The sequence below is a fragment of the Betaproteobacteria bacterium genome, from assembly GCA_009693245.1.
Taxonomy (GTDB): Bacteria; Pseudomonadota; Gammaproteobacteria; order Burkholderiales; family SHXO01; genus SHXO01.
This window is the reverse complement of sequence record SHXO01000076.1, coordinates 1-16,143: the sequence shown is the minus strand read 5'-3', so window position 1 is coordinate 16,143 and position 16,143 is coordinate 1. Positions and strand designations below refer to the sequence as shown.

Annotated in this window: 19 protein-coding genes; 16 read left to right on the top strand and 3 right to left on the bottom strand. The window is 56.8% G+C overall.

Going from position 1 to position 16,143, the window contains the following annotated elements; translation table 11 throughout:
- The 16 genes from yidC to EXR36_12205 form a co-directional block, all read left to right on the top strand.
- The coding region (gene yidC, locus EXR36_12280) for a membrane protein insertase YidC (protein ID MSQ60386.1) at positions 1-1,612 on the top strand (1,612 nt) is incomplete at its 5' end.
- Positions 1,599-2,921 (top strand): tRNA uridine-5-carboxymethylaminomethyl(34) synthesis GTPase MnmE, encoded by a 1,323-nt coding sequence (mnmE, locus tag EXR36_12275; GenBank protein ID MSQ60385.1) that lies wholly within the window; start codon positions 1,599-1,601, stop codon positions 2,919-2,921. The genes yidC and mnmE, both read left to right, overlap by 14 nt.
- A 55-nt stretch (positions 2,922-2,976) precedes the next feature.
- Complete coding sequence (mnmG, locus tag EXR36_12270) at positions 2,977-4,908, top strand: tRNA uridine-5-carboxymethylaminomethyl(34) synthesis enzyme MnmG (GenBank protein MSQ60384.1); 1,932 nt, start codon at positions 2,977-2,979, stop codon at positions 4,906-4,908.
- A complete protein-coding gene (gene rsmG / locus EXR36_12265) occupies positions 4,905-5,546 on the top strand; it encodes a 16S rRNA (guanine(527)-N(7))-methyltransferase RsmG (GenBank protein MSQ60383.1) in 642 nt (213 codons plus the stop codon). Before mnmG ends, rsmG begins: the two co-directional genes overlap by 4 nt.
- A complete protein-coding gene (locus EXR36_12260) occupies positions 5,543-6,307 on the top strand; it encodes a ParA family protein (protein ID MSQ60382.1) in 765 nt (254 codons plus the stop codon). Before rsmG ends, EXR36_12260 begins: the two co-directional genes overlap by 4 nt.
- Positions 6,304-7,158 carry a ParB/RepB/Spo0J family partition protein gene (locus tag EXR36_12255; GenBank protein ID MSQ60381.1) on the top strand — a complete coding sequence of 285 codons (855 nt, stop codon included), beginning with the start codon at positions 6,304-6,306 and terminating at the stop codon, positions 7,156-7,158. Before EXR36_12260 ends, EXR36_12255 begins: the two co-directional genes overlap by 4 nt.
- Before the next feature lie 73 nt (positions 7,159-7,231).
- Positions 7,232-7,615 (top strand): ATP synthase subunit I, encoded by a 384-nt coding sequence (locus EXR36_12250; protein MSQ60380.1) that lies wholly within the window; start codon positions 7,232-7,234, stop codon positions 7,613-7,615.
- Between the two features lie 12 nt (positions 7,616-7,627).
- Positions 7,628-8,425: a F0F1 ATP synthase subunit A gene (gene atpB, locus EXR36_12245; GenBank protein ID MSQ60379.1), complete on the top strand. Its 798-nt coding sequence runs from the start codon at positions 7,628-7,630 to the stop codon at positions 8,423-8,425.
- Positions 8,426-8,468: 43 nt separating this feature from the next.
- Positions 8,469-8,753 carry a F0F1 ATP synthase subunit C gene (gene atpE, locus EXR36_12240; GenBank protein MSQ60378.1) on the top strand — a complete coding sequence of 95 codons (285 nt, stop codon included), beginning with the start codon at positions 8,469-8,471 and terminating at the stop codon, positions 8,751-8,753.
- A gap of 24 nt (positions 8,754-8,777) precedes the next feature.
- Complete coding sequence (locus EXR36_12235) at positions 8,778-9,251, top strand: F0F1 ATP synthase subunit B (GenBank protein ID MSQ60377.1); 474 nt, start codon at positions 8,778-8,780, stop codon at positions 9,249-9,251.
- A complete protein-coding gene (locus EXR36_12230; protein MSQ60376.1) occupies positions 9,251-9,787 on the top strand; it encodes a F0F1 ATP synthase subunit delta in 537 nt (178 codons plus the stop codon). The genes EXR36_12235 and EXR36_12230 overlap by 1 nt, the downstream gene beginning before the upstream one ends.
- Positions 9,788-9,799: 12 nt before the next feature.
- A complete protein-coding gene (locus EXR36_12225; protein ID MSQ60375.1) occupies positions 9,800-11,344 on the top strand; it encodes a F0F1 ATP synthase subunit alpha in 1,545 nt (514 codons plus the stop codon).
- A gap of 12 nt (positions 11,345-11,356) precedes the next feature.
- A complete protein-coding gene (atpG, locus tag EXR36_12220; protein MSQ60374.1) occupies positions 11,357-12,220 on the top strand; it encodes a F0F1 ATP synthase subunit gamma in 864 nt (287 codons plus the stop codon).
- 27 nt (positions 12,221-12,247) lie between these two features.
- Positions 12,248-13,678, top strand: a complete 1,431-nt coding sequence (gene atpD, locus EXR36_12215; protein MSQ60373.1) for a F0F1 ATP synthase subunit beta — start codon at positions 12,248-12,250, stop codon at positions 13,676-13,678.
- A 59-nt stretch (positions 13,679-13,737) separates the two neighbouring features.
- Entirely contained in the window at positions 13,738-14,157 is a 420-nt protein-coding gene (locus EXR36_12210; protein ID MSQ60372.1) for a F0F1 ATP synthase subunit epsilon, read from the top strand.
- 172 nt (positions 14,158-14,329) lie between these two features.
- Complete coding sequence (locus EXR36_12205) at positions 14,330-15,484, top strand: branched-chain amino acid ABC transporter substrate-binding protein (protein MSQ60371.1); 1,155 nt, start codon at positions 14,330-14,332, stop codon at positions 15,482-15,484.
- A 29-nt stretch (positions 15,485-15,513) separates the two neighbouring features.
- Here the strand turns inward: EXR36_12205 and EXR36_12200 are convergent, their stop codons facing one another.
- The 3 genes from EXR36_12200 to EXR36_12190 form a co-directional block, all read right to left on the bottom strand.
- Positions 15,514-15,786: a hypothetical protein gene (locus tag EXR36_12200; GenBank protein MSQ60370.1), complete on the bottom strand. Its 273-nt coding sequence runs from the start codon at positions 15,784-15,786 to the stop codon at positions 15,514-15,516.
- Positions 15,783-16,013, bottom strand: a complete 231-nt coding sequence (locus EXR36_12195; GenBank protein ID MSQ60369.1) for a hypothetical protein — start codon at positions 16,011-16,013, stop codon at positions 15,783-15,785. Before EXR36_12195 ends, EXR36_12200 begins: the two co-directional genes overlap by 4 nt.
- Positions 16,014-16,143: aldo/keto reductase (locus EXR36_12190; GenBank protein MSQ60368.1), on the bottom strand; the 130-nt coding region annotated here is incomplete at its 5' end.

Sequence of the window (16,143 nt, the reverse complement as noted above, 5' to 3'; positions counted from 1 at the left end):
CGTCTCGGTGTTCCTTATCTTCGAGGCTTGGGTAAAGCAGAACAAATCACCGGCTCAGATCACCGCGGGAATGCCTCAGCAGAAAGCTGTGGAACAATTCACTCCGGTACCTTCCACACCGACAGCCTCACCGGCGGCCACGCCAGTTGGCTCAGCGCCTACTGCTGTCGTTGCACAGAAAGGCCAGCGAGTGGTCGTCCATACGGACTTATTGGTCGCAGAGATCGATACGGTGGGGGGTGACCTGCGCAGGGTAGAGCTGCTGAAGCATAGAGATCCCATTGATAAATCGAAAAACTTCGTACTAATGCACGATGGGCCTGCGGGGGTGTATGTGGCCCAGTCAGGATTTCTCGGAGAGGGCCATGCGAACCACACAACGGTTTATTCGGCATCAAATACCCAATACGATCTCAAGGAAGGATCTGCTGAACTGGAAGTTGTGCTTACGGCAACCTTGCCTACGGGGACAATAAGTACGAAGACCTATAGATTTAGCCGGGGGAGCTATTTGATTGGCGTAGAGTTCCAGGCCAACATGGGTGCTGGGGCTGTGCCTCCGCGACATGCCTACTTTCAGCTGGTCCGAGATGATCGGCCTGCACCCGGTGATTCCAAAATGATGCCTACCTATACCGGAGGCGAGGTGTTCACGGAGGCCACCAAGCTAATCAAGCTCACCTATGAAGATGTTAAGGACTCGAAGGTGGTGGTGCCAAAGTATGCGACGGAAGGATGGATTGCCTTTGTCCAGCATTATTTTCTTGGGGCGTGGCTTCCAGAAAAAGGCACGTCTAGGGAGTACTACGCGAGGGCGCTTGACCATGGGCTATATGCGTTTGGCGCCATTGTTCCCCTGACGCAAAGCGGGCCGGCTTTAACCGTCAAGGTTCCTCTTTACGTCGGACCGCAAGAGCAGGACACCTTGAAGAATCTCGCTCCTGGCCTCGAGTTCACCGTGGACTACGGTTGGTTGCGCTTGCTGGCAGTCCCGTTGTTTTGGGTATTGAATGAAATCCATGACTTCACGGGTAACTGGGGGGTAGCGATCATTGTTCTCACAATATTGATTAAATTGATTTTTTATCCGCTGTCGGCCGCTAGCTACCGGTCCATGGGGAAAATGAAGGTGCTGGCGCCGAAACTTCAGCGCCTTAAGGAGCGTTACGGGGAAGACCGGCAGAAAATGCACCAGGCGATGATGGAGATGTACAAAACCGAGAAGGTTAATCCGCTCGGGGGTTGTCTTCCCATAGTTGTCCAGATCCCGGTGTTTATTTCGCTCTATTGGGTGTTGCTGTTGAGCGTGGAGCTTAGACAGGCCCCATTTATATTTTGGATAAAAGATTTATCTGCCTTGGATCCGTACTATGTATTGCCAATTCTGATGGGTATTACCATGTTTATCCAGACATGGCTGAATCCGACCCCGCCAGATCCCATGCAGGCGCGCCTGATGAAGATCATGCCGGTGGCTTTCAGCGTGTTCTTTTTCTTCTTTCCTGCTGGCCTAGTCTTATATTGGTTGGTGAACAATATTTTATCCATTGCCCAACAATGGCATATCACCAGGGCGCTCGAGCGGGGTAACGCCGCTCATGGCAAAGCCTGACCTGATCGTCGCGCCCGCGACCGCAAGTGGGCGCGGCGCAATAGGAGTAGTCAGGCTTTCCGGGCCGGATATTGAGCAGCTTGTTCAGGCTTTGTTGCTTAGATCTCTGCGGCCCAGACACGCTACCCTGTGCAATTTTCTGGATGTCCAGGGCGTGGCGATCGACCAAGGCTTGGCGATCTATTTTCCTGGTCCCCATTCTTACACCGGCGAGGGTATGCTGGAGCTTCACGGACATGGCGGCCCGGTAGTCCAGCAGCTTATTCTTCGGCGTTGTGTTGAACTAGGGGCCAGGGTCGCCGAGCCGGGAGAGTTTACTAAACGGGCCTTCCTGAGCGGGCGTATGGATTTAGCGCAAGCGGAAGCCGTTGCTGACCTTATTGACGCGCAATCGGAACTTGCGGCTCGGTGTGCGGTTCGTTCTCTTCAGGGGGAATTTTCCAAGCAAGTGGGGGAGCTGCTAGATTGCTTGGTCGCACTCCGCGTCCTCGTGGAGGCCAGCATGGATTTTCCAGAGGAGGGTTTGGAGATGGTGCCAACCTCACGCATGGCGGCGGGGTTAGAGGAGGCGGCTAAAATCCTTGAGCGCTTAATGGCCTCCGCCCGGCGCGGCAGCCGTCTCAGGGATGGTGCAAAGCTGGTATTGGCCGGACGACCGAACGTAGGAAAATCTAGCTTACTAAATAGGCTGGCAGAGGATGATGTGGCCATGGTATCGGACATACCTGGTACCACCCGCGATGTTCTGAAAGAACAAATAGTGGTGGCAGGCTTGCCCTTCGAAATCCTGGACACGGCAGGCTTGCACATAAGTAACGACCCGCTAGAGCAAATGGGCATGGAGCGAACCCGGCGGGCCATTGCTCTCGCAGATGTTGTGCTGCACGTCACGGATGGTGGCACTCCCGGCGAACCGGCCGCCATACGTTGTGATGCGGCGGTCCTCAATGTTGTGAACAAGATCGACCTTTATGGAGAAAGTGCTCGTACTATAGAATCCGAGGCTGGAGTCACCGTCTATCTTTCCGCCAAAACGGGTGAGGGCCTGGATCTATTGAGAGACGCGCTGGCGAAGAGTGTGGGATGGACACCTTCCGAGGAGGGGACCTTTCTCGCTCGGGAGCGCCACCTTAGCGCCCTACTTGCAGCAAAGGAACGTTTAAAAACCGCTAGCGAACGCTACGATACGCGAGAGTTGTTCGCGGAAGAGCTGAGATTGGCGCAGGCTAGTCTGTCGAAGATCACGGGTGCATACACCTCCGATGATCTCCTCGGTGCGATCTTCAGCCGGTACTGTATCGGTAAGTAGATCTTGTTTCACGTGAAACATATTTTTCACCTATTGGTTGTTAAGGGTATTCAAAATGGAATTCCCAGGACGCTTTGACGTCATCGTCGTAGGCGGAGGCCATGCAGGAACGGAGGCCGCGCTTGCTTCTGCGCGCATGGGTTGCAAGACGCTATTGCTAACCCACAGCATCGAGACGCTGGGCCAAATGTCTTGTAATCCTTCTATTGGCGGTATCGGTAAGGGCCACCTTGTCAAAGAGATCGACGCCTTGGGCGGCGCTATGGCTGAGGCCGCGGATGAGGCGGGGATTCAAGTTCGCACGTTGAATGCCACAAAAGGCCCCGCAGTGCGAGCCACTCGCGCTCAGGCGGACCGAGTTCTTTACCGACAAGCCGTTCGCAAGCGCTTGGAAAATCAACCCAACCTTTGGTTGTTTCAGCAGGCCGTGGACGACTTGATGCTGGAGGGCGATAGGGTTGCCGGTGTCGTCACACAAGTGGGGCTGACATTCACAAGCCGATGCGTCGTTCTCACGACAGGCACTTTCCTGGCGGGACTGATTCATGTTGGTCTTAAGAACTACCAAGGCGGACGCGCGGGAGATCCGCCTGCCGCGACATTGGCCACCAAACTTCGTGAATTGAATCTGCCGGTAGGGCGGTTGAAGACTGGAACGCCGCCGAGGATCGATGGTCGCACCATCGACTTTTCCGTCATGACCGAACAACCGGGCGATCTGCCCACGCCCGTATTCTCCTTTCTTGGCCGCTCCGAACAACATCCGGCACAAGTCCCCTGTTGGATTACCCATACCAACGCGCGTACTCACGAGATCATCCGAGGTGGATTGGACCGGTCCCCGATGTTCACGGGCGTCATCGAAGGGGTCGGGCCGCGCTATTGTCCCTCGATCGAGGATAAGGTCGTGCGCTTTGCCTCAAAGGATAGCCATCAGATCTTTCTGGAGCCAGAAGGCCTAAACACCAATGAGTTCTACCCGAACGGAATCTCAACGAGCCTTCCTTTCGATGTGCAATACGACTTGGTCCGTTCGATCAATGGCTTGGAGAATGCTCACATCCTGCGGCCAGGCTATGCCATCGAGTATGACTACTTCGACCCTCGCGCCCTCAAAGCCTCCCTGGAGACCAAGGCTATTTCAGGACTCTTTTTCGCGGGTCAAATCAATGGCACGACGGGTTACGAAGAAGCTGCCGCCCAGGGATTATTGGCTGGATTGAATGCGGGCTTGGCCGCTCGCGGGCAGGAAGCATGGACACCGGCACGCAACCAAGCCTACATCGGTGTTCTCGTGGATGATTTGGTGACGAGGGGTGTCTCCGAGCCTTACAGGATGTTCACCTCTCGGGCGGAGTATCGTCTGATGTTGCGGGAGGACAATGCCGATCTACGTTTGACCGAAATCGGGCATACCTTGGGTATCGTGGACGAGGCTAGGTGGCAGGCCTTTCAGACCAAAAGAGAAAGAATTGAACTGGAAAGACAAAGACTCAAGTGCACTTGGTTATCCCCTAAACTGATAGGAGAAGCGCAAGCGCAGGCAACCTTCGGTCAAAGGTTGGAAAGAGAATACTCTTTGGAAGAGCTTCTGCGACGCCCGGAAGTCAGTTATTCAAGCCTCATGCGGATAGCAGCGGCAGGGCCCGGTCTTGACGATCGAATAGCTGCGGAGCAAGTGGAAATTGGTATTAAATATCAAGGGTATATAACTCGACAAGAGGACGAAGTCGGGCGCCAGTTGGCCAATGAGCACCTTAAATTACCCAGCGGCCTGGATTATTCTCAAGTGCGTGGCTTATCCACGGAGATCCAACAGAAGCTTACTAAACAGCAACCCGAGACCGTTGGCCAAGCCAGCCGAATTTCAGGGATGACGCCTGCGGCCATTTCACTCCTCTTGGTGCATTTGAAGCGCGGTTCCCTCAGGCCGGGGAACTCAGCGGATCGCCCAACGCCGGCAAAGCTTTCTATTCACCGCGGATGATTTCAGCGCCGGAACTTCATAAAGGCGCTGCCAAGCTTGAAGTGGCCTTGTCTCCAGAGCAAGAGACCCTTCTTCTTCGGTACTTGGAGTTGCTGAAGAAATGGAATCAGGTGTACAACCTCACCGCTATTCGAGAAGACGAGAAATTGGTTTCCTACCATGTGCTAGACAGCTTGGCGATTGCCCCCTATGTCGTGGGAGACTCGCTCCTCGATATCGGAACGGGCCCCGGATTGCCCGGGATTCCCTTGGCCGTCGCGCGCCCAGAAGTAAATGTGGTGCTTCTCGATAGCAATCACAAGAAAACCACCTTTCTTCGCCAGGCCGTGGCGGAGTTAGGTCTTAGCAATGCGGAAGTGCTCTTGGCCAGGGCAGAAACCTACCAACCCTTGGAGAGATTTTCCGTGATCACGTCCCGCGCATTCTCCGACCTAAAGACTTTTACCGAGGTTTCGCGCCACCTCATCCGATCAGATGGAGTTCTGCTGGCGATGAAAGGAACTTATCCAAATGAAGAACTTGAACAACTTCCTTCCTATGCGCGGGCAGAGAAAATTGATCGGCTAGCCGTTCCTGGTTTGAATGCCGAGAGACATTTGGTGGTCATAAAGGTGGGTTTGCCGCGGGAGCCGGCATGACACGGATTCTCGCCGTAGCCAATCAAAAGGGCGGCGTTGGCAAGACTACAACTAGCGTAAATTTAGCGGCAAGTCTGGCGCTCGCGAGCCGCCGCGTGTTGTTGGTGGATCTCGATCCCCAAGGCAACGCCACCACTGGAAGCGGTATCGACAAGCGCCAGCTCAAAGCCTCCGTCTATCATTGCCTCGTGGGCAATATGTCCGTCTCAAGCGCGCGTCTCAGCGCCCCCGGAGGTTTCGATATTCTCCCCGCCAACCGCGAACTGGCCGGCGCTGAAATCGAACTGGTGAGCATGGATGCCCGCGAGACCAAGCTTCGCGAGAGCCTATTGGAGGTGCAGGAGGGCTATGACTACATCATCATCGACTGTCCCCCCGCTCTCAATCTCATTACGGTCAACGGGCTATGCGCCGCGCAGTCCGTTCTCATTCCGATGCAATGCGAGTATTACGCCTTGGAAGGATTATCGGATCTGGTTCAGACCATCCGCCGTATCCGGCAGCATCTCAATCCAAAACTGGAAATCGAAGGATTGCTTCGCACCATGTACGACCCCCGCAATACCCTCGCGCACCAAGTATCCAAGGAACTGCAGCAGCACTTTGGCGAGAAGGTGTACCGTACCGTCATTCCCCGCAACATTAGATTGGCGGAAGCGCCCAGCTTTGGTATGCCCGCCGTGTCCATGGACCGGCAATCCAAGGGCGCCCAGGCCTACATCACCCTGGCCGGAGAAGTTCTCAACCGGGCAGCCGCGTGATCAAGACGAAAGGACTGGGCCGGGGACTCGATGCCCTTCTTGGCAGTGATGATGACGCTGCCAAGACCGACAGCTTGCTGGAACTCCCCGTGAGTTTTCTCCGCCCGGGCAGGTTTCAGCCGCGAACACGGATGGATCCGGCCTCTATTTCCGAGTTGGCGAAGTCCATCCGCCAACAGGGCGTGTTGCAGCCGATATTGGTGCGCCCGGTGGCTGCCAACCAATACGAAATCATCGCTGGGGAACGTCGCTGGCGGGCCAGCCAGGAAGCTGGCCTTGCTTCAGTGCCGGTCCTGGTGCGCGAGATTCCCGACGAAAGCGCCTTGTCCATGGCGCTCATCGAGAACATCCAGCGCGAAGATCTCAATCCCATCGAGGAGGCGGGCGGCATCCAACGCCTCATAGACGAGTTTGAAATGACTCACGATACCGCCGCCCAGGCGGTGGGCCGCTCGCGAAGCGCGGTTAGTAATCTGCTGCGTTTGCTTTCCTTGTCGGTACCCGTGCGAGAGTTACTCATGGAGGGCAAGCTCGATATGGGACATGCGCGCGCACTGCTGCCGTTGGAAGGCGCGCAGCAAGTGGAAAGCGCACAAGTGATCGTCCAGCGCGGACTGTCCGTTCGGGATACAGAGCGGTTGGTGGAAGGCCTCCTCGATCCCAGGCGCGCCGCCAAACGAAGCGCGCATCGCCGGCAAGACCGCGACACCCTCCGGTTGCAAGAAGAACTCTCTGAGAAGCTGGGCACCACGATCATCATTAAAGCGGGGCCCAAGAAAACCAGCGGCAGACTCGTAATCCACTACACCAGCCTTGACCAACTCGATACTATCTTGGCGCGCTTCACGTAATGACATCAAGCGTTTGACGCCGTACCTCAAGCCCCGCTAGAATCGCGGCCCTTCGCTCCCACCCCCGCCAACATTGAGCCTCATCACTAGCCAGCCTCTGCGAAAGGTATTGCGTTGGCAAGTGCTGGTAACCGTGGTTTGTGCGGCGGGATTTGGAGCGTGGCAGGGAGTACTCGGAGCGGCATCCGCTATTCTTGGCGGCGCGATTCCAGTCCTGGCGGGAGCGGCCTATGGCATCATCATAAGCCGCGCCAAGGCGGGGCCCGCGAGCTCGGCGCTTCGGCTGATGCTCCGGGCGGAGGCGGTAAAAATAGCCCTGATACTTCTCATGCTGTGGCTGGTATTGACGGCCTTTCGTGAAGTATCTATAGGCGGTTTTTTTGTGACGTTCGCGGTTTCGGTTCTGGCATTTTCCATGGCTATCGCGGTGCGAGAGCCCCAAGGAAGTAACACGTAAACGATCTATCAGATGGCAGCAGAGCTGACCCCCACGAGTTACATCAACCATCATCTGTCCAACTTCACCAAGTCATTTGGTGATACTCCGTTCTGGACATTGCACGTCGACACCTTCGCGGTCGCCGTGATTTTGGGAGTACTGGGATTCGGTTTCCTCTGGTGGATTTCCAAAGGGGCAACCTCGGGCGTTCCCACCAAGCGCCAAGCTTTTGTCGAACTTGTGTTCGATTTCATCGACGACCAAGTCAAGGGCATCTTCCACGGCAATCGCGCCTTCGTGGCGCCCCTGGCCCTCACCGTTTTCGTCTGGGTGGTGCTGATGAACTCCATGGATTTCCTTCCCGTGGATTGGCTGGCGGCGGGTACCCATCATATTTCGGAGCACGGCTTTCGCGCCGTTCCCACCGCCGACGTTAACACCACCTTCGCGCTGGCGATTTCCATCTGGCTCATGATGATCTACTACAACCTCAAGATCAAAGGGGTGGGCGGATGGATACATGAGCTCTTCTGTTCTCCCTTCGGTTCCAACTTCCTGTTGTGGCCCTTCAATTTTCTATTTAACTTGGTGGAGTACATCTCCAAGCCGCTCTCCCATTCCTTGCGCTTGTACGGGAACATCTACGCGGGCGAGATCATCTTCCTGTTGCTTGGCATGTGGGCGGCCACCGGTTTAGCCGGCACCGTCTTCGGCGCCGTACTGGGAGCTGGGTGGGCCATATTCCACATCCTTATCGTGTTGTTGCAGGCTTTCATTTTCATGATGCTGACCGTCGTGTACATCTCGATGGCGCATGAATCCCATTAATCATTTAAGTCAACGTTAACTCAAAAGCAGAAAGGAATACAAAATGGACAAGATCCAATACTTGGCGATGATCCAAGCCTACACGGGCGTGGGAATTGGGCTGATGATCGGTTTGGGCGCCGCCGGTGCTTGTATCGGCGTGGGCATCATGTGTAGCCGCTTCTTGGAAGGCGCGGCTCGCCAGCCGGAACTCATGCCGCAGCTACAAGGCAAGGTGTTCCTGTTACTCGGTCTTATCGACGCGTCCTTCATTATCGGGGTTGGTCTTGCCATGTTGTTTGCCTTCGGCAATCCCCTGCTCGCCGTCGTTCAAGCCGCGGCTGGTTAATTGGCTTAGGCCGGGACTCGGCATATGAACATCAATCTCACGCTTATATCCCAGGCGATCGCGTTCTTCATCTTCGTTTGGTTCACGGCGAAGTTCGTATGGCCGCCGCTCACCCGGGCCATCGAAACACGCCAGAAGACCATCGCCGACGGCCTTGCCGCCGCCGATAAAGGCCGGCAAGCTCTCGAAGTCTCCTCCAAGCAAGCCGACCAAGCGCTTAAGGAAGCGCGCGACCGGGCCGGTGACATCATTGCCGCGGCGGAAAAGCGAGTCGCTCAAATGATCGAGGAAGCGAAAGTCACCGCTCGCGAGGAGGGTAACCGCGAGAAGGCGGCCGCCCAATCCGAGATCGAGCAACAAATCTCGCGCGCCAAGGAACAGCTTCGCGAACAAGTCGCCAACTTGGCCGTTACCGGCGCGGAGAAAATTCTTCGCCGCGAGGTGAATGCGCAGGCGCACGCCGATCTGCTTTCGCAGCTGCGCCAGGAAATTCGCTAGTGGCCGAAATCATCACCATCGCCCGTCCCTACGCAGAGGCGGTCTTCGATCTGGCGAACGCTTACGGAAAGCTGAACGAGTGGTCCCAGCGGTTGGATACCATGGCCGCTGTCGCTGGCGACGCACGCATGCGAGCCGTGATCGGAAATCCGAACATCTCGGCCGAGCAGGTATACGGAGTGTTTGCCGCCTCTTGCGGCGACGCACTGAATACCGAGGCACAAAGTCTCGTGCGGGTCTTGATCGAGAACCGCCGCCTAACCGCGCTTCCTGAAGTGAAGGGCCTGTTCGACGCCCTTAAGCGCGAGCGCGAAGGCCAAGTCGAAGCGCAAATCACTTCCGCGTTCCCCCTGTCTGAAGAGCAGTTGGCCGCGTTGGTGAAGGATCTGGAAGTCCGCTTCAAACGCAAGGTACAACCCGTGGTATCGGTCGATTCGGAACTCATCGGTGGCGTTCGCGTTCGTGTTGGAGACGAAGTCATCGACGGTACGGTGCGCGGCAAACTCGCCGCCATGGCATCGGCTCTCAAGAATTAAGAGGAAACCATAATGCAACAGTTGAAACCATCCGAGATCAGCGATCTGATCCGCGGCAAGATCCAAAATCTTGCCCTCTCCGCCGATATTCGCACTCAAGGGACCATCGTCTCCGTCACCGACGGTATTTGCCGCATTCACGGGCTCTCCGATGTCATGCAGGGCGAGATGCTGGAGTTTCCGGGCAACACTTTCGGCATGGCGCTCAACCTGGAGCGCGACTCCGTGGGCTCGGTGGTTCTGGGGGCCTATGAGCACATATCCGAGGGCGACACCGTCAAGTGTACCGGGCAGATTCTCTCCGTTCCCGTTGGTCCTGAATTGATCGGGCGGGTCGTGAACTCCCTGGGCCAGCCCATCGATGGCAAAGGCCCGGTCAACGCCAAGGCATCCGACGTTATCGAGAAAGTCGCGCCTGGCGTGATCTGGAGGAAATCTGTCTCGCAGCCCGTTCAAACGGGACTGAAGTCCATCGACTCCATGGTACCCATCGGCCGCGGCCAACGCGAGTTGATCATCGGCGACCGTCAAACCGGCAAGACCGCGGTGGCCATCGACACCATCATCAATCAAAAGGGCAAGGATCTCATCTGCATTTACGTTGCCATCGGCCAGAAGGCATCCACCGTCGTGAACGTGGTGCGCAAGCTCGAAGAGCATGGCGCCATGACTTACACCATCGTGGTGGCATCCACGGCCTCCGAATCCGCCGCCATGCAATACATCGCGCCCTACTCCGGGTGCACCATGGGCGAGTATTTCCGCGATCGCGGCCAAGACGCGTTGATCATTTACGACGACTTGACCAAGCAGGCTTGGGCTTACCGCCAAGTCTCGCTGCTGCTGCGCCGTCCTCCTGGCCGCGAAGCCTATCCGGGCGATGTCTTTTATCTGCATAGCCGCCTGTTGGAGCGCGCCGCGCGCGTGAACGAAGCCTGGGTGGAGCGCTTTACCAAGGGTGAAGTCAAGGGTAAGACAGGATCGCTTACCGCTTTGCCAGTTATCGAAACCCAGGCTGGCGACGTGTCCGCCTTCGTGCCCACGAACGTGATTTCCATCACCGACGGGCAGATCTTTTTGGAAACCGATTTATTCAACGCGGGTATTCGTCCCGCCATCAACGCCGGGGTTTCGGTGTCTCGCGTGGGCGGTGCCGCGCAGACGAAAGTCATCAAGAAGCTGGGCGGCGGCGTGCGTCTAGCGTTGGCGCAGTATCGCGAACTCGCGGCCTTTGCGCAGTTTGCCTCCGATCTCGACGAAGCCACTCGCAAACAATTGGAGCGCGGCCGGCTCGTGACGGAACTCATGAAGCAGCCCCAGTATCAGCCGCTCGCTGTATGGGAGATGGCGTTGACGCTATTCGGTGTGAATAACGGCTACTTCGATGACGTCGATGTGAAAAAGGCGCTGGCCGCGGATCGTTCGTTGCGCGAGTACTGCAAGAGCAAGTACGCCGATCTCGTCAACCGCATCGAGTCCACCAAGGACCTTTCCGCGGACGACGAGAAGAAACTCCACGACGCCATCAAGGACTGGAAGAAGAACGGCTCGTTCTAATTCGACACGGCCATGCCAAGCTCAAAAGAGATACGGACCAAGATCAAGAGCGTGCAAAACACGCGCAAGATCACCAAGGCCATGGAAATGGTCGCGGCCTCCAAGATGCGCAAGGCGCAGGAGCGCATGCGCGCCGGGCGCCCCTACGCCGAGAAAATTCGCAATGTGGCCGCCCACATTTCCCACGCCAATCCTGAATACCGCCATCCTTTCTTGGTAGCGCGGGACACGGTCAAGCGCGTGGGGATGATCGTCATCACCACCGACAAAGGATTGTGTGGTGGCTTGAACACCAACGTGCTGCGCCTGGCGCTCAATCAATACAAAGAGTGGGAGTCGCAAGGCGAGGAGATGGAAGTCAGCTGTATCGGCAACAAGGGCATGGGCTTCATGCAGCGCCTGGGAGCCAACATCGTGTCCAACGTCACCGGCCTGGGCGACCGGCCGCAGATGGACAAGTTGATCGGTGCCGTGAAGGTCATGCTCGATGGCTACACCAACGACCGCTTCGACCGGCTGATGATTTTCTACACCAAGTTCATCAACACCATGAAGCAAGAGCCGGTGATGGAGCAATTGCTCCCGCTTTCAGGAGAGACGCTGGGCGCCCCTGAAGGCAACTGGGATTACATCTACGAACCCGACGCGAAGCTGGTGCTGGATCAAGCCCTCACCCGCTACATCGAGGCCATCATCTATCAAGCGCTCTCCGAGAACATGGCCTCCGAACAATCCGCGCGCATGGTGGCCATGAAGGCCGCCTCGGACAATGCCGGCACCGTCATCGATGAACTCACCCTGGTCTATAACAAGACCCGCCAAGCTGCCATCACCAAGGAGCTGGCCGAGATCGTCGGCGGCGCGGCGGCGGTATAACGAATTTGAACCGGTAAAGGTAAAGACATGGCACAAGCTCAAGGATCCATCGTTCAGTGCATCGGCGCGGTGACCGACATCGAGTTCCCTCGCGACCAAATGCCCAGGGTGTACGACGCCTTACGGTTGGTCGAAGACGGCAGCAATCCTCTTGCGGAAAAAGGCTTGACCTTCGAGGTGGAACAGCAGTTGGGCGACGGCGTGGTCCGCACCATCGCGCTAGGCTCCTCCGATGGTCTACGGCGCGGCATGAAGGTCACCAACACCGGCGGCCCCATCTCGGTACCCGTTGGGACCGCGACACTCGGCCGCATCATGGACGTGCTGGGCCGCCCCATCGATGAAGCAGGCCCGATACCGACCACGGAGCGGCGATCCATTCATCGCATGGCGCCAAAGTTCGACGAGCTCTCGCCCTCGGTCGAACTGCTTGAAACCGGCATCAAGGTGATCGATTTGATCTGTCCCTTCGCCAAGGGCGGAAAGATCGGGCTGTTCGGCGGTGCTGGCGTGGGCAAGACCGTCAATATGTTGGAGTTGATCAACAATATCGCCACCAAACACAGCGGTCTTTCGGTGTTCGCCGGCGTGGGCGAGCGTACACGCGAGGGCAACGACTTCTATCACGAAATGGCCGAGGCCGGCGTGATTAAGCTGGATAACATTTCGGAGTCCAAGGTCGCGATGGTATTCGGGCAAATGAACGAACCGCCGGGTAACCGGTTGCGTGTAGCCCTTTCCGGCCTCACCATGGCCGAGAGTTTTCGTGACGAAGGTCGTGACGTCCTATTCTTCGTCGACAATATCTATCGCTTCACACTCGCGGGCACCGAGGTTTCGGCGCTGCTGGGCCGCATGCCATCGGCGGTGGGCTATCAGCCGACCCTTGCCGAGGAAATGGGGCGTCTACAAGAGAGAATTACGTCCACCAAGACAGGGTCGATCACTTCCATCCAGGCTGTCTATGTACCGGCGGATGACCTGACCGACCCCTCGCCGGCCACCACCTTCGGGCACCTCGATGCCACGGTGGTGCTATCGCGCGACATCGCCGCGCTCGGCATCTATCCGGCGGTGGATCCGCTGGATTCCACTTCGCGCCAGGTCGATCCAAACGTCATCGGGGAAGAGCACTACAACACGACGCGCGCGGTGCAAGCCGTCTTGCAACGCTATAAGGAATTGCGCGACATCATCGCGATTCTCGGAATGGATGAGCTCTCTCCCGAGGACAAGCTCGCGGTGTCCCGTGCTCGCAAGATCCAACGCTTCTTGTCTCAGCCTTTCACCGTGGCGCAGAACTTCACCGGCACGCCAGGAAAGTACGTTAGCCTTAAGGACACCATCAACGGATTCAAGATGATCGTCAATGGCGAGTGCGACAGCCTTCCGGAGCAGGCGTTCTACATGGTGGGCCCCATCGAAGAAGCCTTCGAGAAAGCCAAGAAACTTCATTGACGGGTGAAGGAATGAGTACTTCTCGCCTCACGCCTTACGCTTCACGCCTCACCTAAAAAATGGCTAATACTCTACATGTCGATGTTGTAAGCGCGGAGCAGGCGATCTACTCGGGCGAAGCCGAGTTCGTCGTGCTCCCTGGCGAGTCTGGCGAACTGGGTATCTACCCACGCCACACGCCGCTGATTACCCGCATCAAGCCCGGTGCGGTGAGAATCAAGCCGGCCGGCGGTGGCGAAGAGGAATTGATTTTCGTGGCAGGCGGTATTCTCGAAGTACAACCCAAAGTCGTTACCGTTTTGGCGGATACAGCTATCCGGGGACACGACCTCGATGAAGCCAAGGCGAACGAAGCCATCGCACGCGCGCAAGAAGCGAAGGCGAAGGCACAAGATAAGCAGGAAATCGCGGCGGTGGAAGCGGAACTTGCCACCCTCGCCGCCCAGCTCGCCGCCATTAGAAAATTGAGAAGGAAGTAAAGGAAGCGGTGCCGGCCGAACAAAAACAATAACCAATAATAATATCCCTCAGGGGCTGAGAAAGCGGCTACGGCCGCTTTTTTGTTTGGAGATGCCCTTTGTGTCCTCTCGCGTTCTTCGTGTTCAAATGCGCTCTGGATGGAATATGTCCGTACCAAAAGGAGGAGTACCGATGAGAACTAAGATTTCCCCATGGGGATTCGCACTCGCGCTTTGGATTTCACCAGCCGCGGCGTTCTCCAAAGATGTCGTTAAACTCGCCTTCATCGGCCCGCTTACGGGCGGAGTCAGCGCCAACGGGCTGGGAGGCCGAAACTCGGCGGACCTCGCGGTAAAGCTGCGTAACGCCGATCCCAAATCCAAGTATCAGTATGAGCTTGTATCGCTCGACGACGAGTGCAAGCCCAACACCGGCGTGCAAGTAGCCACCAAGGCCGCGGCGGATAAAAGCATTGTCGCGGGTGTGACGCACTACTGTTCGACCGTCGCCATGGGAACCGTGGATGTGTATCACAAGTTCGGATTGCCGGTCATCGTCTGGGGCGCGGTGCTGCCCGATATCACCTACGGCAATGACTACAAGGAAGTGCACCGGGTCAACGGCACCATGATCAACCAGAACGACACCGCCGCGAAGTTCATGGTGAGCCAAGAATACAAGAAGTGGGCGGTCATCCACGACACCACCGACTACGGCAAAGGCCATAATAAGTACTTCAGCGAAGCGCTAGCGAAGGCTGGCGGCAAAATTCTCGGCACTTTCGGTGTGACCGCAGACCAGCAAGACTTCAATGCCGAACTCACTCGGATCAAGGAGCTAAAGCCCGAGGTCATTTACTTCGGCGGCATCACGCCTCTAGGTGTGCGCATTCGCACCCAGATGGAAAAGCTGGGACTCAAGGCCCAGTTCCAAGGCACCTCCGGCATCCTTTCCGATGCTTACATCGACGGCCTGAATAAACTCGCCGAAGGCACCCTGGCTTTCCGAGAAGGCGCGCCCGTGGAAAAACTACCCGGAGGAAGATTTTTCCTGGAGCAGTACGCCAAGCAGAACTACAGCGACCCCTTCGAAGCGTACGGCCCCTTCGCCTATACCGCCGCCAATCTCATCATGGACGCCGTGGAGCTGGTTGGCCCCGACCGCCGCAAGGTCCGCAACGAATTGAACAAGACAAAGGATCACCAATCCATCGTGGGGCCAATCACCTTCGACGATCACGGCCAGAACATGGTGCCGCTCATCACAAAGTTCGTGGTGCAAGAGGGGAAATGGGTGGTGTGGGAAGATAGCGACTTCGCCAAGGGTAAGCGTAAGTTGGTGAAGTAGCCGAATAATCGCCGTTTGCGGGATCATCGCTACTCCGCGCTGGATGCCGCGGCGGCGAATAACATGTCGATGACCAGCTGGTTGGAGCGCGAACTTTCCAGCGGAAAGGGAAAGGAGCCTTTACCCAATATGGTGTCGGCAAAGCTCTCCACCATGAGAACATAGTGATTGGCTTGCGGATAGAACACTTGTTCCGTTCGGGTGGCGTCGTTCATGCGTATCGTCACGCTCGCCTGGTCGTAGATTCCGGAATTGAAAGGGGCGTCCAACCTTGCCCATCCCTTCTCGCCGTGAAAAGTCATCTGCTGGCGCCGTGCGGCTTGAGTACCGCAATAGAAAGATAGGGAAAAATCCTCGAAGTCCACCCAGCAAAAAGCAAAGCGGTCCGTTCGAAATTCTGGATCCCATCGGTGAACTCGCGCCATTCCGGGTTCTGCATGCGCGCCACGTCGTTAACTGCATGGTTGAAATATACATCCACGTAATCGGCGCGAAGGCGCTTCAGGCTGCCTTCCAGGGCCTTCATCATTTACGAGGAGCGCGTGTCGCGCGCATCCGCCTTAATCTTTGAGGTTAGATAGACCTGTTGCCGCTTGCCTTGCAACGCTTCGCCGATGGCTTCTTCCGAGTCACCCCCGCGGTAACTTTCCGCCGAATCG